General features: G+C 35.5%; 18 protein-coding genes. 12 read left to right on the top strand and 6 right to left on the bottom strand.

Going from position 1 to position 24,697, the window contains the following annotated elements:
- Positions 1-189 precede the first annotated feature (189 nt).
- The 5 genes from AC0KSB_RS10475 to AC0KSB_RS10495 all read left to right on the top strand — a co-directional run bounded on the left by AC0KSB_RS10475 (position 190) and on the right by AC0KSB_RS10495 (position 12,410).
- Complete coding sequence (locus AC0KSB_RS10475; protein ID WP_472309018.1) at positions 190-945, top strand: hypothetical protein; 756 nt, start codon at positions 190-192, stop codon at positions 943-945.
- A 439-nt stretch (positions 946-1,384) separates the two neighbouring features.
- Positions 1,385-4,087 (top strand): hypothetical protein, encoded by a 2,703-nt coding sequence (locus AC0KSB_RS10480; protein WP_472309020.1) that lies wholly within the window; start codon positions 1,385-1,387, stop codon positions 4,085-4,087.
- A 62-nt stretch (positions 4,088-4,149) separates the two neighbouring features.
- Positions 4,150-4,974: a hypothetical protein gene (locus tag AC0KSB_RS10485; RefSeq protein ID WP_472309022.1), complete on the top strand. Its 825-nt coding sequence runs from the start codon at positions 4,150-4,152 to the stop codon at positions 4,972-4,974.
- A 1-nt stretch (position 4,975) separates the two neighbouring features.
- A complete protein-coding gene (locus AC0KSB_RS10490) occupies positions 4,976-10,318 on the top strand; it encodes a DEAD/DEAH box helicase (RefSeq protein ID WP_472309024.1) in 5,343 nt (1,780 codons plus the stop codon).
- On the top strand, positions 10,311-12,410 hold the full coding sequence (locus AC0KSB_RS10495) for a UvrD-helicase domain-containing protein (RefSeq protein ID WP_472309026.1): 2,100 nt from the start codon (positions 10,311-10,313) through the stop codon (positions 12,408-12,410). Before AC0KSB_RS10490 ends, AC0KSB_RS10495 begins: the two co-directional genes overlap by 8 nt.
- A gap of 86 nt (positions 12,411-12,496) precedes the next feature.
- Here the strand turns inward: AC0KSB_RS10495 and AC0KSB_RS10500 are convergent, their stop codons facing one another.
- The 4 genes from AC0KSB_RS10500 to AC0KSB_RS10515 form a co-directional block, all read right to left on the bottom strand.
- Positions 12,497-13,114 (bottom strand): hypothetical protein, encoded by a 618-nt coding sequence (locus tag AC0KSB_RS10500; protein WP_472309028.1) that lies wholly within the window; start codon positions 13,112-13,114, stop codon positions 12,497-12,499.
- An 11-nt stretch (positions 13,115-13,125) separates the two neighbouring features.
- On the bottom strand, positions 13,126-13,605 hold the full coding sequence (locus AC0KSB_RS10505) for a YgjP-like metallopeptidase domain-containing protein (RefSeq protein ID WP_472309030.1): 480 nt from the start codon (positions 13,603-13,605) through the stop codon (positions 13,126-13,128).
- An 87-nt stretch (positions 13,606-13,692) separates the two neighbouring features.
- Positions 13,693-15,696 carry a DEAD/DEAH box helicase gene (locus AC0KSB_RS10510; protein ID WP_472309032.1) on the bottom strand — a complete coding sequence of 668 codons (2,004 nt, stop codon included), beginning with the start codon at positions 15,694-15,696 and terminating at the stop codon, positions 13,693-13,695.
- 149 nt (positions 15,697-15,845) lie between these two features.
- Positions 15,846-16,322 carry a hypothetical protein gene (locus tag AC0KSB_RS10515; RefSeq protein WP_472309034.1) on the bottom strand — a complete coding sequence of 159 codons (477 nt, stop codon included), beginning with the start codon at positions 16,320-16,322 and terminating at the stop codon, positions 15,846-15,848.
- Positions 16,323-16,742: 420 nt separating this feature from the next.
- Here AC0KSB_RS10515 and AC0KSB_RS10520 point away from each other — a divergent pair, with 420 nt between their 5' ends.
- Positions 16,743-18,464 carry an IS1634 family transposase gene (locus AC0KSB_RS10520; RefSeq protein WP_472309036.1) on the top strand — a complete coding sequence of 574 codons (1,722 nt, stop codon included), beginning with the start codon at positions 16,743-16,745 and terminating at the stop codon, positions 18,462-18,464.
- 267 nt (positions 18,465-18,731) lie between these two features.
- On the opposite strand, the gene AC0KSB_RS10525 is transcribed toward AC0KSB_RS10520, so the two are convergent.
- Together AC0KSB_RS10525 and AC0KSB_RS10530 are read right to left on the bottom strand one after the other, a co-directional pair.
- Positions 18,732-19,079: a hypothetical protein gene (locus AC0KSB_RS10525; protein WP_472309038.1), complete on the bottom strand. Its 348-nt coding sequence runs from the start codon at positions 19,077-19,079 to the stop codon at positions 18,732-18,734.
- A gap of 99 nt (positions 19,080-19,178) precedes the next feature.
- Positions 19,179-20,225 carry a hypothetical protein gene (locus AC0KSB_RS10530; RefSeq protein ID WP_472309040.1) on the bottom strand — a complete coding sequence of 349 codons (1,047 nt, stop codon included), beginning with the start codon at positions 20,223-20,225 and terminating at the stop codon, positions 19,179-19,181.
- Between the two features lie 211 nt (positions 20,226-20,436).
- Between AC0KSB_RS10530 and AC0KSB_RS10535 the strand changes: the two genes are divergently transcribed.
- The 6 genes from AC0KSB_RS10535 (at position 20,437) to AC0KSB_RS10560 (ending at position 24,643) form a co-directional block, all read left to right on the top strand.
- The gene (locus AC0KSB_RS10535; RefSeq protein ID WP_472309042.1) at positions 20,437-20,862 is read left to right on the top strand and encodes a DUF4143 domain-containing protein; all 426 of its coding nucleotides are present in this window, start codon (positions 20,437-20,439) and stop codon (positions 20,860-20,862) included.
- Positions 20,863-21,089: 227 nt separating this feature from the next.
- Entirely contained in the window at positions 21,090-21,944 is an 855-nt protein-coding gene (locus AC0KSB_RS10540; protein ID WP_472309044.1) for an AlbA family DNA-binding domain-containing protein, read from the top strand.
- Between the two features lie 142 nt (positions 21,945-22,086).
- Positions 22,087-22,251: a hypothetical protein gene (locus AC0KSB_RS10545; protein ID WP_472309046.1), complete on the top strand. Its 165-nt coding sequence runs from the start codon at positions 22,087-22,089 to the stop codon at positions 22,249-22,251.
- Between the two features lie 598 nt (positions 22,252-22,849).
- The gene (locus AC0KSB_RS10550) at positions 22,850-23,626 is read left to right on the top strand and encodes a hypothetical protein (RefSeq protein WP_472307666.1); all 777 of its coding nucleotides are present in this window, start codon (positions 22,850-22,852) and stop codon (positions 23,624-23,626) included.
- Positions 23,627-23,903: 277 nt separating this feature from the next.
- The gene (locus AC0KSB_RS10555) at positions 23,904-24,314 is read left to right on the top strand and encodes a hypothetical protein (protein ID WP_472309048.1); all 411 of its coding nucleotides are present in this window, start codon (positions 23,904-23,906) and stop codon (positions 24,312-24,314) included.
- Complete coding sequence (locus AC0KSB_RS10560) at positions 24,314-24,643, top strand: hypothetical protein (RefSeq protein WP_472309050.1); 330 nt, start codon at positions 24,314-24,316, stop codon at positions 24,641-24,643. The genes AC0KSB_RS10555 and AC0KSB_RS10560 overlap by 1 nt, the downstream gene beginning before the upstream one ends.
- Positions 24,644-24,697 lie beyond the last annotated feature (54 nt).

Consider the following 24,697-nt stretch of genomic DNA (forward strand, 5'->3'; position numbering starts at 1 on the left):
ATAAAAGCCTTTAATGACAAAGATTATTTAGTTGGGTAATAATTTTATATAATTTTTTTAACTATTAACTGTTGCGTATTTTTTAAGATTATGATACTCTTTTGTCACAGGAAAAGTACGTAGAATTATTTGGCTTTACTGTAAATATGTTTAAACTGGCAGAAGAAGAAAAATTAGAGGGATACAGAAATGGATGAAATTAAACTCAATCAAGTAATTGCCTATGCGAAATTATGCCATCCAAAAGATGCACTAAGTATTTCAGATGGATTAGATATTTTCAATTTGGCATTAGAGGATTTTCGTGAAAGTATTAATATATCTCTAGCGCAATTTTTAAAAGAAAAAAATTACGTAAAAGTTAGAGAGGTAACTAATGTGTCAGAAATGGTTTCAGAAATACAAGCGATTATCGATGGATACTCTGTTTCTATAGATGTTTTGCTCGATAACGACGAAGAAATCGAGGAAGAAAATATCGTTGAGGAAGAGAAAGTAATTCCGAACTATGCTGAATATGCCGTTGATAATCTAATCCCACGTAGTCTATATGAAAATTTCACACATAAAAAAGCTAAAGCTTTTTCTTTTGCTGGAAAAAGATATGAGGCAAGGGATTGGAAGGACGTACTAATTCAAACTTGCAATTTATTAGCAGATATTGATTCTGAAAAATTTCGCTCATTGGTAAATGATCCAGATATGAAGGGTCGCAAAGTTTCATATTTTGGATATGAGTTAATTGAAACCAATACCGGAATTAAAAATTGTCAGATGAAAAATTTAGATATTTATGTTTGGACAAATTTAAGTGCAAATCAGATAAGAAATCTTATAAGAAAGCTACTTACAAAATATGGTATTAAGATAAGTGGCTTTTACATTTATTTGAGAGCAGACTACAGCCCTCTTCATGAGAATAAATCTATGCATAAACAAATATAAGGACGTTAAATTTAACAAAAAAGTGTTTTAAATTTGTTTAGTATAATTCATTTCGCAACTTCTATTTTAATGTGTTCGCTTGCATATTAAATTTTGCGGTCATGTAATTTGAGTTTTATTATGATGATTTTATATAAATCTTCTGTTTTTAGAACTTTATAAAAGACGATTTCTAATTTTTAAAAAATAAATAATACTATATAAGAATAATACGATATAATAATCTTATTTAATAATATTAATTATAAACGATGCTAGCAAAAAGAAGAGTCTGTGAATTTTTTTAATTTTTATGCTTTCTGACCTTTGAATATAAATATTTTTAGTTAGACTGCGTACTAATGATAAACATGCTAATAGATTAACATAAGTAATACTTTTACTAGCAGCATAGCATTGTAATTGTGGAAACAAATGTTTTTACAGGTGGGAGGTAAATGTGGGATTAATAAATCATGATCAATCAATTGATGAGATCAACGATATCATGAGTGACAAGTTAATGAACTCTCCGATTCGTATCATAGGAGATATACAATTAACAGAAGATGATTTTAAGATTATCGTTCCAAAACTAAGGTTAGCCCTGAAAGCTGATTTTCAACTAAATTCGAAAAAATATTCCGAAAGTCTAATAATATGTCTCGTGTACAATGCGCAATTTTATTTTAGTAATAATGATTATTGGAATCATGTTGAAAACAAGTTCATGCTGTTCTCTCCTGCTCAGCGCCAAATCATTAGCAAGCAATTCAATAATATATGCATACTATATGGTCTGCCTAAATTTGAATATGAGCGTCAACTTGGATATGCTATCATTACACCAATTATTTGCCATGCAGGTATACCAAGGGCTCAAATGGAGGACTTCTTCAATTTATACGAAGAAGCTGTTCGCGAAGCGGAACAAGCTGGAGGTACTGACTTAGTCGAAGGCATCATAGAATATTTTGAAATGAGAGCGCCAGTATATATTCGTAGATTTATAGACTCTTTAAATGATAATCGTTCTTCTTTTTTCTTGCAATGGCAGGATGTAACTCAGGAGCTTTATCATGATCAATCTACTGCAGATGAGCTCGCCAATAAATTAAGAGATTCGTATGAATCTGACGAAGAAATTCTAATTTCTACTCTATTCCTAAGTCAATACTGCGAATGGCGAAATCGTCCTGTTGATACCACAGTAGCAAAAAATACCAGAAAAATTACATTTGCTTCTCCCAAAATTCTTCTTGATGCTGAAGGTATGGGTATTTATTTGAGACTACCACAGCAAAGAATCCAAGGTGAATACCCTGAAGCAAAAATCGACTGGCTCATTCGTTCAGATAATTATGAAAAAACGGTATCCTGTTCTGTGTTTATAGATAAAAATGAAGGGCAAGCATACTCTGAAGAGGCTTTCATTGTTCTTAAACCAGCAAGTTATTATACTGTAGAGCTTTTCATATCCGATTATACTAAGGAACCTACATCAACTTGGACACTAGACCTAATTAAGAAAGACTACTTATCCTTTAAAACAACCGGCGAGTTAATTAAGTCAGATGCCCTATATGGAAGGGAATCAATAATAATAGTTCCAGACCAATATATTTTAAAATCTAGTTGCCATATAAACGAGTTACCTCGAATCCCATACTGGAGCAATTTTCAAGCAGTGCATATTTCTTACCAACCAGAAGATAAAATATCAATTTGCGATAGATCCACTGAACAGCTAATATATACAATTCCTATAACAACTTCAGCAAAACCAGAATTTCATAAAGGTGAGTTGCTTTTTAATAATTCTGGCGTTTATACATCACTTCCATATATCAAAATTCCTCAGCAAATTGATCTAGAATGGAAGATAACACTGGTTAAGGCATCTGGCCGAATTTCTTTCACAAACAAAGAAGAATGGTCTAAAGAAATACCATTAGATGAACTAATATCACCTAATGAGTATGGTCAATTTGATATTCGTTTAAAATGCAGTAACGGAAGTCGATATCAATTACGATTCTATTATGTGCCACAAATTAATATGACTAATGATTCAAGCCGATGGCCGAACCCTTTGTCTGGCTATCATTCAAACAGCTTTCAACTAATTATGCCTGATATTATTGAAGTCAGTCTCGATTATTATAGTATTGAAACTAATTTAGTTCATGAAAATGAACGACGAATGCTCTTTGCGAGCGATGATTCATTTAATTCAGTTAATGGTCGTATCAAAATGATTATTAACGATAAAACACTTAGCGTTTCATTCAAATTAGCGATTCGACCTATTGTTTGGTCAATTGTTGGTTTATCTACAGCCGATTTAGTTCAAATGACAGCAAGAACTCTTCGTGAGGAGAGTGGTAATTTAGTAAATGAGCAAGAATTATATTTATTGATAACTACTGGTGATCTTGGTGCACCAGCACTTCAAAGTCATCTTTTAGCTCAAAAACCAAACGGGGATATGATTCTGGATAAATCAATTCAGCTAAAGAGCGGGAGTCGCTTTAAGCTAAGTCTAATGGATTTGTTACTATCACCGGAATTAACGGACAACAAGCGCCTCACTATAAGCCTAACAATCAAATCTCCAGATCAGTCAATAGAGAGAAACTTTCCACTAATTATCATCAGTGAGCGCATAAAAGTATCTTCTTTGTCGATCGAGAAAGAAGAGTCAATGATTCGTCTTGATTGGCACGAGACGGGAGATAAGATAGATCGCGTCTTAATATGTCAAAATATTGGTGAACCATGGATAACCGATCTTCAATTCCCTGTGATGGACGGTGAAACATCAATGCGCCTGCCCCTAAATATTTTTCGCAAAAGTTCGTATGCTTGCTCCATTGAACCAACACCAGATATTTCGCCTTTTAGTTTTTTGGAATACAAGCCTGCATCTCTTTCCGAGAAAAAAACATTCTCTCTAGGAAGTGAAAGATTTGAAGACGATCCACTAAGCAATTACAGTAGAAAAGCAATTACTTATCTGCTGAATAAAAAAAATATTGATCTGGCAATGAGTATACAGTCTCTCGATCAAGATGAAGATGTTATTAAATTGGCAAAAGTTTTCTTATTCATCAAACAATTAGCTAAAGATTCTGAGATAGAAAAAAATATTATTATTGTGTAATCTTAAAATATGAACAACTGGCTCGAGGCTGTAGCTTAAGCCCATGTAAAATACTTAAATTATTGTTGAAAGAAAACTTCTCATCGGAGCAGCTAAAGGTATTAATTCGCTTTTTCGAATTGAATTGGCTTAAGGATGAGCAGGTAGATCTAAATTGGACGTTAGAAGATTTTTATAAAATAACTGATTGTTACCCAGAACTCGCATTTATAATTAGTCTATCATCAGGAATATATCTAGAATGGGTAATTCGATGGGTTGGAGAGCTTTATTTATCTGAATTGTTTGAAAAGACAGCTGAACAATCTTTGTATGACCTTCTTAAAAAGCGACTTGTTGAAAAAACGACAGAAAAAACTAATTGGGGATCACATCCGAGTTATTGGGGTTCTGTTAAAGATAATTACGAATTTACATATTTTTTTGCAAAACTTAAACCTTCAGAACAAGACCTGCCTGTAAAAGAACTTCTTAACCTTTTTGAACAAAAGAATATTGAATATAAGCGTAGATTGTTTGACAAGAATTATTTACAACTCTTACAAAAGCTAAAAGAATCGATTTCTAGTTATGAAGAAAATGTAAATAAGATTATTGATTACGTTCAAAAAATAGATCGAGCCCAATTAACAAAATTGAATGATAATTACCCAGACATAATTAAAAAGCTGGAGAATCGAACAGATTATTATGCTAATAAGCTAGATGAGTTGGCCTATTCAATTGGAATGATTGTATTTATTGGAGTACTATATCGTCACGGACTTTGGAAAAAGTATGACAAACCTCTGGTAAGGTATCTCGCACTAATTAATCGTCTTTTTCCAGAATTTTATCGACATGATCTAGTCCTAATTGAATTTTATCTTTTAGGTGGAGGAAACTGATATGAGCATGAATCCAATCACAACAACAGAATCTATTAGAAATCAGTATATAAAGTATCTAAAATCTATGTTTAGTCTTAAAGATAAAGAGTTGGCCGGGCAAGCAGAAAAACTAATCGAGGAGTCTAACCGATTTATTAGAGGGCCATTTATTGAAATTACACCACCGTTTGTGTCTGGTAAATCAATTAGCACATTGATTAAAGATAAGGTGTTAGCGGAAGATTTTTTGAAGGTTAATCAGTCAGAACTTCCAGTTGATCGGCCACTATTTATGCATCAAGAACAAGCAATTTGTAGCATGGTTACTGATCATCGCAATTTGGTTGTAGCAACAGGCACAGGCAGTGGTAAGACAGAGTGTTTTTTGATACCTATAATTAATTATCTGATGAGACAAAAGGAGCATAGTGGTTATATAAAACCTGGTGTTAGAGCATTGCTATTATATCCCATGAATGCTTTGGCCAATGACCAATTGGCTAGACTGCGAAAGCTTCTCAATACATATCCGGATATTACATTTGGACGCTATACAGGAGAAACTGAGGAGACTGAGGAAAAAGCTCTTAGTAATTTCCTCAACTCTAACCCTGGCAAAAAGCGATTAATTAATGAATTACTATCGCGCGATGAGATGCGAAATAATCCTCCTCACATTTTATTAACAAACTATGCAATGCTGGAATATTTGTTGTTGCGGCCAGATGACAATGCATTTTTCGATGGAGGTTTTGCTGACGAATGGCATTTCATTGTTCTTGATGAAGCACATACATATACTGGTGCCAAAGGAACAGAATTATCAATGCTAATATCAAGACTCAAGGAAAGAGTTATGAGAAATAACAATCAGAGTCTGCAGTGCGTTGCAACTTCTGCAACTTTAGGACAGGGCAAAGGTCATTATGATGAGGTATGTCTTTTTGGCAATGACATTTTTGGGGAACCCTTTGAAGCACGTGATATTATTAGGTCAACTAGAATACAATATAATGACCAAACAACCTCTAATAAACTTAATTCAGGCGATTATGACCATTTGCTAGCCCGATACGAGTCAGGTTATCATGAAGAAGTTTTTGATTCATTGTACAAAGATGCTCGTGTTTACACTCTCCGAAAAAATCTTGAGGGATCACCAACTCTCCTTTCTGATGTTGCACGAAATTTGTTTAGAGATGAACCCATATCACAATCAGAGAAGGAACGAGCTTTAGTGACTCTTGTAAGACTATGTGCGGTTGTACGTGAGCTTGAAGAGGATCTTCCCCTACTTCCAGCTCGCTACCATGTTTTTGCAAAAGCTCTAGAAGGAGCCTATGTTGCATTTTATCCTAACAAACGCATGTATCTTGATCGTCATAAAAACCGCGATGAGCAACAATACAGATCCGTGCCTGTTTTTGAAATTGCTAACTGTCAAAGATGTGGTCAAGAGTACCTTTACGGTAAATCTACTGAAAAAGGTGGGATAAGACGTCTTGAACAAGGCGAAATACATGTTGACGAATTTGGATATGTATCTGAGCACACTGAGTACTATTTGCTCTCAAATGAAACGCGACTAATAGAGCTGAACGAAGATGAAACTATTGCAGACGACTTAAAGGAAGATATCTCTACTGTAAACGATTTGACAGAGCACATTTTATGTACCGCTTGCGGTGTTATAACAAAAAGCGAAGCTTCCAATACTGGTTCTTGTTGCTCTGCACCCATGTCTAAACTTATTCGTGTATACAGTCGACAAAAAGGTCGTGGTGCTCTTAACACTTGTTATAGCTGTGGAGCGCATTCAAAAGGAATTATCAAACGTTTTATTTCTTCAGATGATTCAGCTACAGAAGTTTTGGCTGAGTCATTATACATGAGTATCCCTCCTCAGGTATCTTTAATTAGCGAAACGCAAAACAAAACACAGTATTCAGACTCACAAAACCCATTTGCATCACTAGATCTCTATGGACAAAGCACCAATGTTAATGGAACTAAGATAATCGAAAATGAAGCTGGCCGAAAACTACTAATCTTTTCAGATAGTAGGCAAGACGCAGCATTTTTTGCTAGCTTTCTAAATCTGAAATACAATCAAAGTTTATGGCGCTACTGTATTTTGGAATCTCTTAATTCACTATCGTCGAAATATTCTGAAATTAGGCTTAATGACGTAAGCAGAACGCTCATAAATTACGTAGACGATCACAATTTATTCCCTGTGAATATGAGCGAAGCAGATAAAAGACATTTAGCAAATCAATATCTAATGAAAGAATTTCATTCACTAGATCGTAGAATTGGACTAGAAGGCTTGGGATTGATTAGGTTTAATCTACCAAAACCGAAAGTTTGGCCAAAGATTCCAGATCTTGAAAAATCATTAGATGTTGATAGTGATGGTTTATGGTCAGTTTACATTGAATTATTTAACTCTATTCGAGAGTATCAAGGCACGACCTACTTGGACGAAGTTAATCCAATTGATGATTTTTTTGCACCTCGGAATAGACCTGCATATTTTGCGATTAATAACCAAGAGTCTATCGCCGGAAAATCAATTTTGAGCTGGATGCCAGCTGTGGGTTTCTCAAACAGGCGTCTTGACTATATAAAACGTATATTGAAGGCTAATGATAATCCAGAAACATCTCTTGACGTCAAAGCTCGAGAAGTACTCAATAAGCTTATTAGTTTTCCGGGGTTAGTAGAACATTTAATTCGTACATTTAATATACTGACTTATGAAACTGATGTTAGAACAGGGACACTATATAGATTAGATTATGAAGCTTGGACTGTCCAGGTTGATCCTGATAATCTTTATATCTGCGATACTTGTGGAACTCTTACTCAACATCAAGTACATGAAGTATGCCCGCAATACCGTTGTGATGGTAGACTACTTCCATTCAAAAGGGAAAAGAACAGACTTTCTTATTACGTCGATTTGTATAAAAATCGCAAACCAATTCCGATGATAGCCAAGGAGCACACCGCACAACTTCAGAGTCGCTATGCGCTTTCTTTACAAAACGATTTTGAGACTGGCAAGGTTAATATTCTAAGTTGCTCCACCACTTTTGAAATGGGAGTTGATGTTGGCCAACTTGAAGCTGTTTTCATGCGGAATATTCCCCCTGAAACTTCTAATTATATCCAACGTGCTGGTCGAGCTGGAAGACGTACAGAGTCTACAGCCTACGCCTTAACTTATGCCAAGAAAAGATCGCATGATCTTACTTATTACCAAGACCCTAAACGGATAATATCCGGAAGAATAAAAACACCATATATTGTAAAAGAAAACGAGAAAATAATTTTACGCCATATTTACGCAATTGCTTTCGCTTGGTTTTTCCGAAAACATCGAGAAAGTTTTAGAACTGTTCGTGATTTCTTCGGTTGTGGTGGTTGTGGTAATGATTCAACACAATTACTTCATAACGAATTATTGAAGAAACCTATTGATCTATATGAATCAATTTTAAAAGTTGTCCCAGGCGAGTTTGCATTTTTTAGCAAAGTCAATCCTTGGGGATGGGTTAAAATGCTCCTTGATCCTGATACTGGTGCTTTACCATTAGCGCGTGATGTACTCAATGAAACTCTTAAAGAATTATACAACTTAAAAAAAGAGAGATTTGATTCAAAACAAAGAACAGACTCAATAGTTTATATTATAAACACCTATGAGATGAAGCAAACAATTCAATTTCTTTCATCCAATAACATTTTACCCAAATATGGATTTCCTGTTGATGTTGTTGACCTCGAAATACTAAATGACTCACCTGACGCAAAGAGCATTGAAATCAGCCGCGACTTAAAAATGGCAATTGCAGAATTCGCTCCTGGAAGCGAAATTATTGCAAATGGAAAAGTTTGGACGCCATACGCACTAAACAAGACTACATCAAGAGGGTGGCCGACATTTTATTATGCTATCTGTAAAAAATGTAAGCATGTCTATAGATATAGTACTACTTTGGGTGACCCTCGAGAAGATCGCAAATTGGAATGTTGTCACGAAGATTTAAATTACCATTATTATCTCGAACCTCGCTTTGGCTTTTCCACCAGTGTGAGTGCTCCCAAAAATCCCGGGGAAAGCAGAAAATCACGAACATATCCCACAAGTGTCTTTTTTGAGAAATTCAACTTTGCTACTGATGCAAATTCACAAAACGAAGCAAATCAGAATCAATTGAATTCTCTAAAGATCGGGCCAAACCATATTCTATACCAATACTCTGATCACGGCCAACTAATGGTTTTCAATCAGGGGCAAAACCACAGAGGTTTTCAAGTATGTGAGCGGTGCGGTTATATGAAACAAGTCGGTGACGAAGAAACTAATAAGCAGGTCTTAAAAAGTAATAAAAGACAGCCGCAACAGACACATAAAACAAAAATTGGCCGTGCCTGTAATAGTAAAATTTTGAGACATGTACATTTCGGTTATGATTTTATGACAGATGTTCTTGAAATTCGTCTTCCCTTGCCAACTCGCGAAGTAACAAATTATGAGGGGATCGACATATGGTCATCTGTTCTTTTTGCGCTCCTTGAAGGAGCTAGTATGAGTTTAGGTATTGATCGTGGAGAAATAAGCGGATGTCTTTATTATAACGATGCTGATAACGCTGGAGCTCCTTCTATTATATTGTATGATGCAGTTCCAGGCGGCGCAGGGCACGTTAAAAGAATTGCCGAAAAAATACCAGATGTTATTTTTCAGGCATCTGGAAAAGTTTCAGGTCAGTGCGGTTGTGGTGCTGAGACTAGTTGTTATGGTTGTATAAGGAACTACTCAAACCAGTTAATTCATGACAAATTAAGCCGTGGGGCTGCGTATAGCTATTTAATGGCATTACAAAATGATAAAGTAATTGATCGTCTTGTTCCAGAAGAGGAATTAGACATAAATATCAATGTAAAAACTGAACCCAAGTCTTTAACTGGAAATTACAACATATCGAGCTTCGCTAATCACTCCGCAATAAAAGCAATTATAGACGATCAATCCGATATTAATGATGCTTTAGTTGAATGGTCAGAAGCTATCGATTATGCATCGACAGATGAGGCAAAAGAGCTTGCTAAAAGACTAGCAGCGGCCAGACTTATCGCTCCTGATCTAATTGGTGAGGAGCAATATGATAATCAGATTGGTATTATTGGTGAAATAGAGTTTGGATGGAGACAGCAAAAATTAGCATTGCTTACAACAGATCAAGAACCGTCACGAGCAAAACTAATAGCTAATGGATGGAAAGTTATCCTGATTAGTGAAGCAGATCCATCAACTATTGGTAGTATATTTAAGGGTGATTTAGATGTCTGATAGAGAGATAGAAATGCAGTTAAGTTTTTCAGATACCTTTTTAGATTCGTTAAAGTCATTACCCCCAAATATCCAGGCGAAAACCATCGAGGCAATCAGGCGGTTTCGATCAAATCCGAATGCGGGAGGACGCAACCTTGAAAAAATTAGTAATCAAATGATGTCGATACGTATTGATCTGGCTTATCGAGCAATTCTTAGTGAAATTGAAGAGGGAAAAGGATATTTGATACTTTGGGTAGATCATCATGACGAAGCTTATCAATGGGCTGAACGACGTAAATTATGTACATCAGAAAATATTATACAAGTTGTTCGAACGCAGGAGGTAACTGAGAAATCTGCACAAAGTGGTCTATTTACAAAATTTAGCACTCGTCACTTGAGACAGCTGGGAGTTTTAGAGGAACAATTGTCTCTAGTTAAATCGCTAAAATCGAAAGATGAATTGACAAAAGCCATTCATGAATTTCATCCGATCGTTTATGAGGCACTTACTTATCTTGCTGAAGAGTTTCCTGTCGATGAGGTTATAGAAATGATGGGATTGACAGACGCTTCTGAAGGAGTAACATCTGCGAATTTTCTGACTGTCATAAACACTGCTGAAAGCAGGCAGTCAATAGTTACAATAAATAGCGATTTAGATCTTATTCAGATTCAGCAAATGTTTGCCCAACCATTGGAGTCATGGAGATTGTTTTTGCATGCTTCACAAAGAAAACTGGTTGAAGCTAACTTTCGTGGGCCGGTCAAGGTGATTGGTGGTGCAGGAACCGGAAAAACTGTACTGGCAATACATAGAGCGAAATATCTTGCTGAAAATATTTGTTCAAATTCAACTGATCGCATCTTGATAACAACATTTACAGTAAACCTAGCAGCTGAAATTGAAAATAGTCTGCGTAAAATATGTTCAATGTCGGTCTTGGCAAAGATAGATGTAATCAATGTAGATAAACTTGTGGTAGCATTATTTAAAAGATTTTTTCCAACTTACCAGATTGCTTATGATAGTGAAATAAAAGATATATGGGAAAAATCAATTGAGTTAAGCAATTATGTTGGACAACTTTCGATTGATTTTTTTAAAGACGAATGGAGTAGAGTTATTGTTCCTCAAAAGGTGAAGTCTCTCCAAGAGTATTTGCGGGCTGATCGTATCGGTCGAGGGATCAGATTGTCACGTCCTGAAAAAGCAGTCATTTGGTCTATATTTTCAACATATTTGCGATTGACTGACGAAGAGCATATTGTAGATATAGATTTGGCAACAAGTATGTTAATAAAATCGCTAAATCAAGGACAATTAAGACCACAATATGCATCAATCATAATTGATGAAGCTCAAGATTTCAACAAACAAACTTTTGTTTTTCTTCGATCTTTATGTGGTAGGGAACATAGTAATGACTTGTTCATCGTAGGCGATGCACATCAAAGAATATATCGCAACCTGATTCGATTGTCTCAATGTGGCATTGAAACTCGTGGACGAAGTCATGTTCTTCGAATCAACTATCGCACAACTGAGCAGAACAGACGCTGGGCATTTCAATTGTTTAAGGGTCTTTCAATTGATGATTTGGATGATCAGGAGGAAAATGGAAAAGGATATATTTCATTAACTTCTGGACCCGAGCCAGAAGTTAATGTTTTCAAGTCACAGGATGAAGAGATTAACCGAATTGCTCAGATTGTGCTAGAATTAGCTTATGATAAGCAAAATCAGCACAGGATTTGCATAGCTGTTAGAACGGTACAATTGCTACGTCAATATAAACAAGCATTGGAAAGCAAAGGACTTCGATTATATGAAATCAAAGCTAATAATTTTGATCAAGAAACAATCACAGGCGTCCGAATAGCCACCATGCATCGGGTTAAAGGATTAGAATTTGACCACATGATTTTAGGTGCTATTAATGAAGGAGTCGTACCACTAAAAAAAGCATTGTGCCAAGCATCTGATCCTGTTGCTTTAAATGAAGTCGATAATATTGAAAGGGCTTTGCTGTATGTTGCTGCCACTAGAGCTAAGCAAACGCTGCATGTTTTTAGTCATGGAAGACCATCTAGATATTTAGAATGACAAAAATTAAAACGAAACGTATGTAGGCGACTGATAAAGGGTTGTTATTGAAAATGAATACAGTATGCCTTTTCTGATCGCTGATATTAATCTTCAGCTCTTTTGTCGATCCAGTTCTCGCCTTGATGATTTTCTATAGTAGTTATCAAATTAGCTATGTACTGTTTAGCTTTATCTTCCCGAGCATACCAAACTAGAGATTGTCCAAATCCATAAGGGCGTTTTTTGGCAGATGGAACTCGCCATTCTAGTCTGTTGCGCGTTCCATAAGGCAGCAAAAAACAATCTTCTTTATTTGCGACTACGTTATAATATTGAATATAGCCTGTGTCAAATTTAAGTTCTTGATACTCTCTATAAACGGTTGCATTCTTATACCAGCCGACTACAGTGATTCTATTAGGAACTAAAGTAGCACACCAAACCACCAAAACATTATCAACATAGTCTTCTTTCTTTAGCATTTCACAACCCTGAATCTTCTCAATATGAAGCAACTGAGATCTTCTATCTTTTGTATGCTTTGTCTCAACAAAACCAAAACATAATTGTTGACCATCTGCGAATGTAACTGCCTCAAAATTAAATTCCTCATGACCATATCCGTTATCTTCTACGAAACTTCCGCCATTATGCGGCTGGTCATTATTGCAAACACCTTTATAATAATTCATTGCGGAAATCTTACAAAATAATATTTTCATAACCCTCACCTTTACCATTCAATTTTGTGTCCGAAGATCTTATAATCAAGAAATTTTTCCAAATCAGTATAATTCGGATATTTATGTTCTTCAGCTCTAAAAGCAGCGTCGTGGTACTTATAATCCCTATGTAATAGTTCATGGTAGATAACATATTTGATAACTTCCTTATCTACTTGAGACGAGTTCAGAAGACGATTCATTTTCACATAGATTTTTTCATTGCTCCTAGTGCACATGCCATAATATTTGCTTAGCGGTTTTAAAGTCCAATCTATATCTCCTAATCCTTCAAAATGCCCCTCGAACATTTCGTCAATAACTTCTTGTGTAAGAAGTTTCAGGTCGTGATAGTCATCAATTGTGTATGGCTGTAAATCAATAGGTAGCTCAATTGCGCTGCTATTTTGGGGCGGTGCCAGAGAATAATTGATAATACTTATTATAATTTCAGTAAATTTCTGTATTGTTCCAAAAAGTTCTTGAGCCATTGGATATTTGTCAAAAACATCCTTAGTATAATCAAATGGGTATATGCGATCCTTTGTAATTTTGTCAGCTATGACATGTGGATCGACCTAGTCGCGGTCTTCAAACAGAAAAAAATCAGGTTTTGATTGATTGTCTCTTATATTATCCCAAAAAAACATCAAATCTTGCTCTTTTGGAGGTGTCACAAATCTGTCAAAATATAATTTGTTCAAGGCTTTTGCAGAAGGCATTCCGCCTTTAGCCAATTCTCTCCTATCTTTAAACATATTTTCGTAACAAGAATACTGATCTTCAAAAACAATCAGTGGTACATCCTCGGTATCGTCCAGCAAGCTATACCAGCCATAAGGAATTGAAACGCTAGCACTTAATTGTCCGCCAATATAAGCAATACTCTCATAAACATCTTTTACCATTCCCCAAGGTATAAGGTTAATATAGCTTTGCGAGCTAATTGTCTCAGTAATAGGTTGGTCAAAATCATGCTGATTGTTAATCAACCATTGTGGATCAAGCCAACTATTAAAGGTTTCCCACTTATCGCAAAAATCAACAATATATGCTTGTTTAGTACCGCCTGCATATTTGCCTCTCATGGATCTACCGATCATTTGCATTAAGAGAATATCGCTTGAGGTTGGTCTTGTTAAAAAAACTGTTTGAATATCAGGTATATCACTGCCTTCAGTCAAGATATTGATGTTAATCAGTATATCAAGCTCATTTTTTTTGAATCTGCGAATTAATGATGAGTTCTCTTCTTTCCCGTGTAATGAGTAGACAAAATCACAGCTTATATCGTGTTTTTTAAATTCTTCGCATAAGGTAAATGCATGATATCCATTAAGAGCAAAAATAATTGTTTTTCCATATCTGTGTTTGTTTTCAAGATACTGCTTAACTATTAATTTATTTCTCTCGGAAGATTTTGCAACTCGCTCTACAAGACTTTGAGGTAATTCCTTCCAGCGTTTTATATAATTTTTTTCATCAAGGCTAATTATGGTTTCGAAACATTCTCCGGTTTGGACATGTTCGAATACAGGTTCCGCTAGGATGCCTTGCTTAATAAGCTTAGACATTGAAATATTATATATTATCTTATTGTCAAAGAGCCTGTACAAATTTATCTTCTCGTTCTCTTTGATTCTTACCGGAGTTGCAGTAAGTCCAAGAAGTTTGGCCTCTTTGCAGTTTTTAAAAATGAAATCGATAGTTTTGCGATAGCTCTTGGCAACGGTATGATGAGCTTCATCTACTACGACAATGATTTTTCGAGCTAATGCAGTTCTTAAATATTCCAAACTCCTGCAGGTTGATTGCACGGACAGAATCATCAAATCGTCATCTTTTTCTGTTGCTTTGATAGTCTGATGTTGCCCAGAAACGCAGACCATTTTAAACTGTTTTTTTTTCGAATCATATTTTTTTATTGCCGGAGCGTTTTCATAAAAAACAGTTGCTGGCTGATCAATCAGCATATGTCTGTGTGTTAGCCATATTATCTGATACCCTATTGGTATCATTTGCTTAAGCAAAAATGATACAGCTGTTCGAGTTTTACCGCTGCCGGTAGGCATAACCAAGAGTCCTGATTGATTACCCTGATCAACGAAATGATTTTTTAGTGCCTTTATGGCGTCTTGTTGAAAATCATAAAGAGGAATCTCTTTTTCAAAACTTGATTTAAGATCAATAATCCTTTTATTACTGAATTCAGAATATTCTTCAGCGAGGAATTCTCCACCCCCTACTTGATATAAAGCCTTAATGTACAGGTCAATTAGAGAATTGGTTAAAGGTTTTTGAGAAATGTAATTTAACTCTGTGTATGGATTTGCGTTTTTGGGCGCACCGGTTATACCTATCGTTAAATCAGGATTGTACTTCAAAACGTCAAATTCAATCTCTGTGCGATATTTCATCACGAAATCTCTAGTAGGTATCGATGCGATTGATAGCATTGAAGGCATAAGCATATCAATGTCATCTGTTTGAAATTTAGGCTTGAATTCTTGTTCGGTTTTTTCATTATAAACCACATTTTTGATAAATTGAGTGTTAAAATATTCCCAAGTAAATTTTTTCATGTCGTGTCACCCCTTTGTTATATTGTGACTTCATTATAGTATTTGGGAGTGGCTATTAACTGTACAAAGTGTCCGCTATATTTTACCTACTATAACTTATAATTACTTTATTTTTTATTTAATATTCATTATAGATGGCAAAATTGCTTTTAGTCTCTTTCGAAACACTTAAGTTCTTCTTGATAGTCATCGATACTGTCATTATCCTTTATGGCGGCCATTGTAACGGCATCAAAATAACAACTATTGAAATTTAAGGGCTGCCCCATTAGTTCAAAGAGTTTCGCGGATTCGGATATCGATAAATTTAAACCAACACAAACATTACCAACAAACTCTTTTGTAATGTTGCGATCGCCTTTAAGAACTTTGCGAATTGATGATTCAGACATATTGCACTTTACACTAATAAAAACAGCGACATTAGAGGCCTGACTTTTTTGGGCAGCCTTAAACAGGTAATTGGCTAATTCTCTACGCAGTTTATTATCATTATCAGAACAGAACTTCTTTATAGCTCTCTTATCTTGTTCGGTTAATTTATAAGATGGATCAATATAATTATTATATTCCAAAAATTTTGAATTTCGCAAATTTTCTTTTGTTACTAAACTCCAATCTGCCATAAAAATCACCTATTACACAGCACAAAACAATCTATAAAAATCGATTTTAGATCTCCAATATTCTAACATTTGTAAATGTTAGTTTGCAAATGTTATTGATGATAAAAAAGCAAAAAAACAGCCTGAGTACATCTTGACAGCAAATGTAAACTATAGAAAAAGACATACCAAAAATTATTAGGTAGCATAAAATAAATTTACATATTAATTAAGACATAATATTTAAATATTTTCGACATGTATATCATCGACTAAAAGATTACGTATCTTCGGAAGCTCCGATTCTAAGCAAGTTGTCTGAAACCTAATGAAATAAAAGGTATCAGGCATATTTTTTTGTCAAATTTCTGCTAAAAACAGTTGCGAAAAGTAATGTTTTGTGATATAATATATATTAATTTGTCTTAGGGAGGTATTCTAATGTATCTTAAAAAAAGCTTTAGCAACAAAACTGGTAGAACTTATCTGTCGATTGTTCACGGCTACAGGGATCAGCAAGGCAAGTCCAGAACTAAGATCATTAAATCCATTGGATATCTCGATGAATTAGAAAAAGAGTATGAAAATCCAATACAACATTTTACTAATGTTGTAAAAATTATGGATGAGCAAAGAGTTAAGGATACTTATTTGAACATAAAAATCAGATCTGATGAAATAGTTCAAAAGAATAACTCAAACCGTAAAAACTTTGGACATGTTGTGTTCAGTAAGGTTTATCATGAATTGCAACTCGATAGATTTTTTAACAACAAACAAAGACACGAAAATTTTAAGTTTAACTCCAACAGCATAATGAAGGTTCTCATTTTCGCAAGACTTCTCTATCCTTGTTCAAAAAAAGCAACTGTTGAAATCAAAGATCGGTTCTTTGATAAGGCAGAATTTGACTTAGACGATGTTTATGATTGTCTTACTCACTTTGACAAAGTTACATTAGATGTACAGCAATTCCTGCATGAACAGATTGTCAAACAGTATGACAGGAAAACCGATCTTGTATACTATGATGTAACAAATTATTACTTTGAGATTGACAAACCAGATGATTTTAGAAAAAAAGGTTATTCAAAAGAACATCTGCCCAATCCTATTGTTCAAATGGGACTAACCCTTGATAGACAAGGGATCCCTATCTCATATCGTCTTTTTGAAGGAAATACCCATGATTCTCAAACGTTAATGCCTGTCTTAAAAGATATAAAAAAACAATACCACACAAAAAGGATAATTGTTGTTGCTGATAAAGGATTAAACAGTGGTGATAATATTGCATTTAATACTGCCTTGGGTGATGGATACGTATATAGTCAGAGCGTTAGAGGTGCAAGCGAGGATTTCAAATCTTATGTTCTTGATGAAGAAGGTTATACATGGATAGGTAAAGACTATAAACGCAAATCAAGGGTAATTCCCTCTGAAATAAGTGTAACTGTGGGCAAGTACCAAAACGGTAAAAACAAGAAAAAGAAAATTATGGTTGACCAAAAACAAGTCATTTTCTACAGCCGCAAATACGCCGAACGTTCTAAGAGGCAAAGAGAAGCGATTATTGCTAAATCAGTTGACCTCATTGCAAACCCTTCTAAATACCAAAAAACTACGTCTTATGGTGCAGCTGATTATGTCGCTAACATTGAATTTGATAAATCTACTGGAGAAATATTAAATGCAGGCAAAAAACTGTACTTGGATGAAGAAAAGATAAAACGAGACGAACAACTTGATGGCTACTATTCCATAGTAACCAGCGAACTGGATGAATCAGATGACCATATTATCGAAATGTATAAGGGGCTTTGGAAGATAGAAGAGTCTTTTAAAATAACCAAAAGCAACCTAGGCGCAAGGCCAGTCTATCTTTCGAGAAAAGATCATATTAATGCTCATTTTCTCATTTGTTTTATCTCTTTAGTTATTGCTAGGCTTGTTGAAATAAGACTTAACAACAAATATACAATCGAAAAAATTCTAAATACTTTAAGAGCCGTATCTTGCAGTCACATTGATTCAAATCACTATCTATTTGATTATGCAGATGATGTTACAGACAATATTAACGACGCTTTTAATCTAAACATCGGTCAGAAAGTTATGACTCTCGGTGAAATAAAAAAAGTTTTTGGAATGGTTAAAAAATGATGCTTTACCGCTACAATTTTTGGCAAAATATTAACCCCTAAATGCCCCTTTTTCAAAGGCTTTTAGGGGGTTTTTGTATGATTTTGCTTCCGAAGATAAGCAATATTCTAACATTTGTAAATGTTAGTTTGCAAATGTTATTGATGATAAAAAAGCAAAAAAACAGCCTGAGTACATCTTGACAGCAAATGTAAACTATAGAAAAAGACATACCAAAAATTATTAGGTAGCATAAAATAAATTTACATATTAATTAAGACATAATATTTAAATATTTTCGACATGTATATCATCGACTAAAAGATTACTCTTACATAATATAGAATTTTTCTGCAGCTGTATTCTGATTTCAAAAAAATTCCACATGATTCCACAACCGACAGCTGCTAGAATTAAAGCTGCTGTTAAAACAAAGTACCCTGTTGCATAATTGCTATTAATTATATAATTGTAAGCATCGCCTCCTACATATGCATTAACTTGCTTGCTCCACGAATAATCTCCGTTTTCGTATGCAAACATTTTATAAAAGCCCAAAAATAATGGAACAAAAGTGGATACACTAAAAAAAATACCTAAGTTTTTCCAGTTGTTTTTCATGTTTTGATTTTCCATAATTCAATCTCCTTGTCATGTGTTTTTTTATGAACTATAAGCCAACATTAAATTTCTTTATTTTTCAAGATGAAGTCCATTGCCTTTTGTTTCTGAATGTTAATTGTCAGTTATTCTTGCCTGATAAATATCAAAATCATGAATATCTTTATTATAAATCCACTGTTCTATAAGGTTAAATTCTTTGTTTTCGAAAACAATATCATTAAAAGTGCTATCGATTTTATCTTGGTCAGCATTTATTTGAGCTTTGATTAAATTAAGAAGAGCTATTTTAAAAGTATGACGATCTTCTTTTTTCATATCAAAACAGGGATTAAAATCAAAAGCCATCTCATTTAAATACTCAACAGCCTTTTCTATTTCAATAGAATCTGTAGTGCATTCATATAAAGTAGATCTTTTTTGGCTGTCAGAGTTAAGTGCTGCGACTTGCATCGCGTGAGGAATAATTTTTCCCCAATCTTTTTCGGAAGTTGTTTCACCATAACAAATCAGATTTAAGGTAAATAAATCACACTCTATTATTTTGTCTTTTTTCCAAAATTTAGACTCTGGGGGATTATCCGCTGCTGTTATTACTTCAAGGCTGTGTTTATAGCCATAACTAAAATATCCATACCTGTTCGGATCGTTGTCTGACCATACCATATAACCGTTGATTTGCAAAATGTCTCGTATAGATTCCGGCAAAAGTTCTAATTTATCAAGAAAAGACACGAAAGCGTAAGAAGTCCTCGACTCAATATTTAGATAGTATTCACAATCTTTAATATCCCATATATCGAGACTGCTCCACGAGCTGAGATGATTATCATATTCGATTGTATCATTATCTACAATATATGCAGAAGTATATCTTGTAATATTCCCAGAATTATCTATTGCTTCCTGATATATAATAATATCGTTGAAAGTACAAGGTAGTCTGCATTTTTGATCTGCATGTATAAGATCATCAAACAAACTAAATACACCAGCATCTATGAGTGTTGATTTAGCTTTGTAGTCGAACTTGATTTTTAATGTATAGTCCCAAACAGCAGATTGATAACCACCAACAATATTTGTCCAAAGATTATAGTTTATATCATCCAAGCAATTTAGGTTTTCTTCTCTAAAGGTAGTTTTAAGTAATTCAAACATAAGTGCTTTCTCCTTTGACACGAAGGCTTTTTTGTATGTGACAAAAGAGTAGCACAATCAAAAAAAATATGCAACAGAGAATAATTAAAAAAATGATGTTAAGTTGTTTACCCAACTAAAATTTTATCGTATAACCTTTGTTTTTAAGTTGTTTGAGGAGTTTTGGATGTTTTGCTCTTTGATTAATAGATTAATATAGTTTTAATTTTAAATGCACGGACAAATCAGGGATCCTGGAAATTTTTTCAAAGTAGCTAAATTTGTTTTCGAAAATATTGGCAGCAGCATTTCGGCAAATAACATAGCTAATGTCCTTAAGTCTGAAGGTTCTTCAGTTAAATCTGATACAGTTGACAATTATCTGAAGCTCATGTGTGATGCCTATTTACTCTATCATTGCGAACGATTTGATATACGAGGCAAAGCCAGCCTTCGTACAAACGGGAAGTACTATTGTGTTGATACCGGCATAAGAAATCAGATGATCGGGCTTGATCTATCGAATCGTGGACACATTCTGGAAAATATTGTTTATCTTGAACTTGTTCGCAGAGGATACTCAGTGCTGACAGGTAAAAATGGTACATCATCTCTATGGATGAGTATGATTTGTCAGAACAAGGAATCAGGCACTTAAATTTATTTGATTTTCTCTTGTCACGGGTTCCGGATCTGACCGGCAATGAACACTGATTGAAAAGTAAGCGTTAAACCATAATTAGTATAATTCATAACTTATCCATGTTTCTAGTTCTTGTTCTATCCACTAAAAGCATCTCCTCATCACTCTGGTCATATTGATGACAAGAGTGATGAGGAGAGTTGTAATACAGACAGGTGTTTTTGTTTTCGAGGAGGTACCTTATGTTTCTTTGTGAGAGTGAGATCGAGGAATTAAAGGAAACCATAGTTGATGATATCAAAAAGGAAATAATTGCTTTTGCAAATTGTGAAGGTGGAAAACTATATATTGGAGTTCAAGATGATGGAACGATTATAGGTGTGGAAAATCCAGACAGAGCTGCATTACAGATCAGCAACATGGTTCGTGATACGATTAAGCCCGATCTGACAATGTTTATTCATTATGAAACTCAAGAATCAGAAGGGAAACAAATAGTTGCTGTAGATATTCAACGTGGCACTGAGCCCCCATATTGCATTGCCAAAAAAGGGCTACGCCCCGAAGGTGTCTATGTTCGCCAAGGGTATTCTTCCGTACCGGCGACAGATAGTGCGATTCGTCGCATGATAATAGCAACAGATGGTGATAGCTTCGAAGAAATGCGTTCATTGGAACAAAACTTGACCTTTAATACCACTAAAAGAGAGTTTGAACGTCGTAATATCCCATTAGAATCACAGCAGATGCAGTCTTTGAAAATTATTGATTCGAATGGTATATATACAAATCTTGGACTTCTATTGTCCGATCAGTGTGCACACACAGTTAAGATTGCAGTTTTTCAGGGTACAGATCAGAGCATATTTAAAGATCGTCATGAATTTACCGACTCGCTTATGCAGCAGCTTGAGGAGGCCTACAATTATATCGACATGCACAATCAGACCAGAGCAACTTATGAAAAGCTGCTTCGCATTGATACAAGAGATTATCCGGAAGTGGCAGTTCGAGAGGCCTTATTAAATTTGCTGGTGCACCGCGATTATGGTTTCAGTGCAAGCGCCCTGATAAGCATATATAACCGGCATCCGTAAAATCATGAAGTCTTACGAAAATAGCGAAAACAAACCAATCTTTGAAAGTACAGGGAATGCTTTTAAAATAGTTTTGCCAAATATTAATACTCATAATGTTATTAAGAAAAGCACCCGTCTGAGCGAGACAGAGAATAAGGTTATGGTTTTCGTAAATGTTAATGGTTTTATCACTCGTTCAAATGTTGAAAAATTACTGGATGTCAGCCCTGCAACGGCTAATCGTCTGCTGAAGAAAATGACTGAAAAAAACCTGCTCCTAAAATCTGGACGAGGAAACACTACAAAATACGTTTCACTTGATTAGTATATTGTGTACTGGTTGCGTTGACATTCCCCATAGCTAAAGCAAGGGGTTTTACGACACTATCGATAAATTTTTGTTGGTTGGGTCTAGCATAAATTATTATAACCTCAGTCTATTTTCTCAAGCCTGACCGAGTAATGTTTGTACAAAAAAAGATACTATTACGACTGCTGCCGAGATGATAAACCCATGAAGCAAGGGTTTAAATCCGCGATACCCATGAGAAAATAATTACGATGAGGAGGCACTGGGAAAATATCTTGGTTGATCCGTATATAGACATTCTTAACAAAATCTGATGGGTTAGTACATAAGGAAGAACTTCGCTATAATTGATGTTATATCAGGCTTGCCTGTCAGCAGTCGGTATGTATTAGTTTACATATCGATATGAGGCATTTGTATGAATATACTTGAGAGAATGCGACTGGATGGTAAAAGCGTCTTTTACCACTGGTAGCGATTTCGTCATTGAAGGGATCTTCACCTGCATTTAAGTATAGGATTAAGTTGTCACCACATTTAAACATAGGATTTATTATGCCTGAAATTTGGCATAGGATACTTTTGCCCGCATTTAAACATAGGAGGAAGAGAAATGAGTACTTTAACTAAACCGCTATTTTTGACAGTTTCTGCCGGCAAACGCCTGATCGGCAGGGCTATTGCGGAAATGAGCGAAGTCTATGAAGCTATAATGAACCGGACAATTGTGGTGATAGCCGGCACCACTAATAGTTATATAGCTGAGGAACTCCTCAGGAAAATCGGTCAGGAAGAGGGTTTCGAACGGGCTGCTTTCATGCGCGGGATCACGCTGCCACCGCTTTATCAGGTTGGCGAAAACGGACGCGTCTGCGGCAAAGCTTTCATGGGTGATGTGGTTATTCGCGAGGGCAAATGGCTGAAAGGCCTGACGATCATTGATGTCGTCGATGAACTCAAAAAAGGTGACATCATCATGAAAGGTGCAAACGCCGCGAATTTCGAGAAAAATCAGGCCGGTATCCTGATCGGCGATCAAAAGGGCGGAACCATTCTGGCCTCGATGCAGGCGGTAATCGGCCGCAGAGTTGAGCTGTACCTGCCGGTTGGTTTGGAAAAGCGGGTGCTCGATGATCTGCATGCGGTCGCAGGCATAGTCAATAATCCCGATGCCCTAGGGCATCGCCTCTACGTGACCTCCGGCCATATTATCAATGAGATCGAGGCTATAGCGGTTCTCACTGGCCTGCAAGCCACACTGATGGGCGCCGGCGGCGTCTGCGGTGCGGAAGGCGGAATCTGGCTGACGATATTTGGTGAGGAGGAGAAAGTGAAGGCCGCCGACGCTGTGCTCAGTGAGATTGTTAAGGAGCCGCCGTTTGAGCTGTAATTGAAAGGATATTATTTACTCAACACAGGCAATAGTAGATTTATTCATCTGTACACCAAGATCTAAAGCATAACTCATGATATTATCAATTAATCTTGGATTGCCCTGTGGTAACTATATTTTGTTGCTTAACACTTGATAGGAATCTATCCGGCCACTTGGTGGGTTTCTTTTTATTTTCAAGAGATAAGACACATCGAAAACAAAAGTACAAAACTCATACAAAGTTATTGTATTTGTATAAAAGTATGGGGTATACTACTGATGAGGTGAAAATATGGAAGTGAGTTTAGAGAGCCTAATATCTTATGAAAAACTAAAAACTGATCTAGATAATGTGTTTGAGGTTGTCGAGAAAAATGGCAAGGTGGTCATTCTAAAAGATAACGAGCCACTGTACATTCTCTTGAAGTACGACCCAAAGGCAGGTCCTATAGAAAAAATATTAGCTCCTTCGACTCCTAAGCTGACATTACAAGAAGCCATGAAGCTAGTTCTAAAAGATACCGAAGGAAGGAAAATGCATGCCGCAGAGCTTGCGGATGAAATATATAATAGAAAGCTGTATTTAAAGAAGGACGGAACCCAAGCGAAGTATAACCAAGTCCGTGCAAGGTGTGGCCATTATCCAGAGATGTTTGAAGCTTTACCTGGAAATGTCATTCATTTGAAGGAGGGTGTGGAATAATGGATTTCGACAAATTGTGGGATCAGATCTTTCATGCAGCAACCCAGGATACTTTCAATGTATCGACTGTTCCGCAGAATCGTAGAACACCTCTGTGGTTTAAAGTTTATACAAAAAATGAATATTTGTACGTGGGCAACACAACGGATAAAAATCCTTCAGTACAGCTAAGCGGGGCCAGGAGAATCACTAAAGATGATTTTCTAAAGGTCGCTGCATACTATGAACGGTGGAATAATGGAGAAACACATCTGCGTCAGGAAGTAAGAGAGCAATCAATGAATACCGCTTATATCTTTGGGTTGATATCTAAGTTCTTAAATTCATGATTATTATTTTCTAAGAATGGGGAAACTAAATCTACGCGTCGCTATAAAGACGCA

The organism is Ercella succinigenes (assembly GCF_900002895.1).

Coding starts and splice junctions, on each gene's coding strand:
- AC0KSB_RS10500 (WP_472309028.1), bottom strand. CDS start 13,114: ATGAAAATATTATTTTGTAAGATTTCCGCAATGAATTATTATAAAGGT.
- AC0KSB_RS10545 (WP_472309046.1), top strand. CDS start 22,087: ATGGTTTTCGTAAATGTTAATGGTTTTATCACTCGTTCAAATGTTGAA.
- AC0KSB_RS10530 (WP_472309040.1), bottom strand. CDS start 20,225: ATGTTTGAATTACTTAAAACTACCTTTAGAGAAGAAAACCTAAATTGC.
- AC0KSB_RS10540 (WP_472309044.1), top strand. CDS start 21,090: ATGTTTCTTTGTGAGAGTGAGATCGAGGAATTAAAGGAAACCATAGTT.
- AC0KSB_RS10535 (WP_472309042.1), top strand. CDS start 20,437: ATGCACGGACAAATCAGGGATCCTGGAAATTTTTTCAAAGTAGCTAAA.
- AC0KSB_RS10525 (WP_472309038.1), bottom strand. CDS start 19,079: ATGGAAAATCAAAACATGAAAAACAACTGGAAAAACTTAGGTATTTTT.
- AC0KSB_RS10495 (WP_472309026.1), top strand. CDS start 10,311: ATGTCTGATAGAGAGATAGAAATGCAGTTAAGTTTTTCAGATACCTTT.
- AC0KSB_RS10555 (WP_472309048.1), top strand. CDS start 23,904: ATGGAAGTGAGTTTAGAGAGCCTAATATCTTATGAAAAACTAAAAACT.
- AC0KSB_RS10475 (WP_472309018.1), top strand. CDS start 190: ATGGATGAAATTAAACTCAATCAAGTAATTGCCTATGCGAAATTATGC.
- AC0KSB_RS10510 (WP_472309032.1), bottom strand. CDS start 15,696: ATGAAAAAATTTACTTGGGAATATTTTAACACTCAATTTATCAAAAAT.
- AC0KSB_RS10550 (WP_472307666.1), top strand. CDS start 22,850: ATGAGTACTTTAACTAAACCGCTATTTTTGACAGTTTCTGCCGGCAAA.
- AC0KSB_RS10560 (WP_472309050.1), top strand. CDS start 24,314: ATGGATTTCGACAAATTGTGGGATCAGATCTTTCATGCAGCAACCCAG.
- AC0KSB_RS10520 (WP_472309036.1), top strand. CDS start 16,743: ATGTATCTTAAAAAAAGCTTTAGCAACAAAACTGGTAGAACTTATCTG.
- AC0KSB_RS10505 (WP_472309030.1), bottom strand. CDS start 13,605: ATGGCTCAAGAACTTTTTGGAACAATACAGAAATTTACTGAAATTATA.
- AC0KSB_RS10490 (WP_472309024.1), top strand. CDS start 4,976: ATGAGCATGAATCCAATCACAACAACAGAATCTATTAGAAATCAGTAT.
- AC0KSB_RS10515 (WP_472309034.1), bottom strand. CDS start 16,322: ATGGCAGATTGGAGTTTAGTAACAAAAGAAAATTTGCGAAATTCAAAA.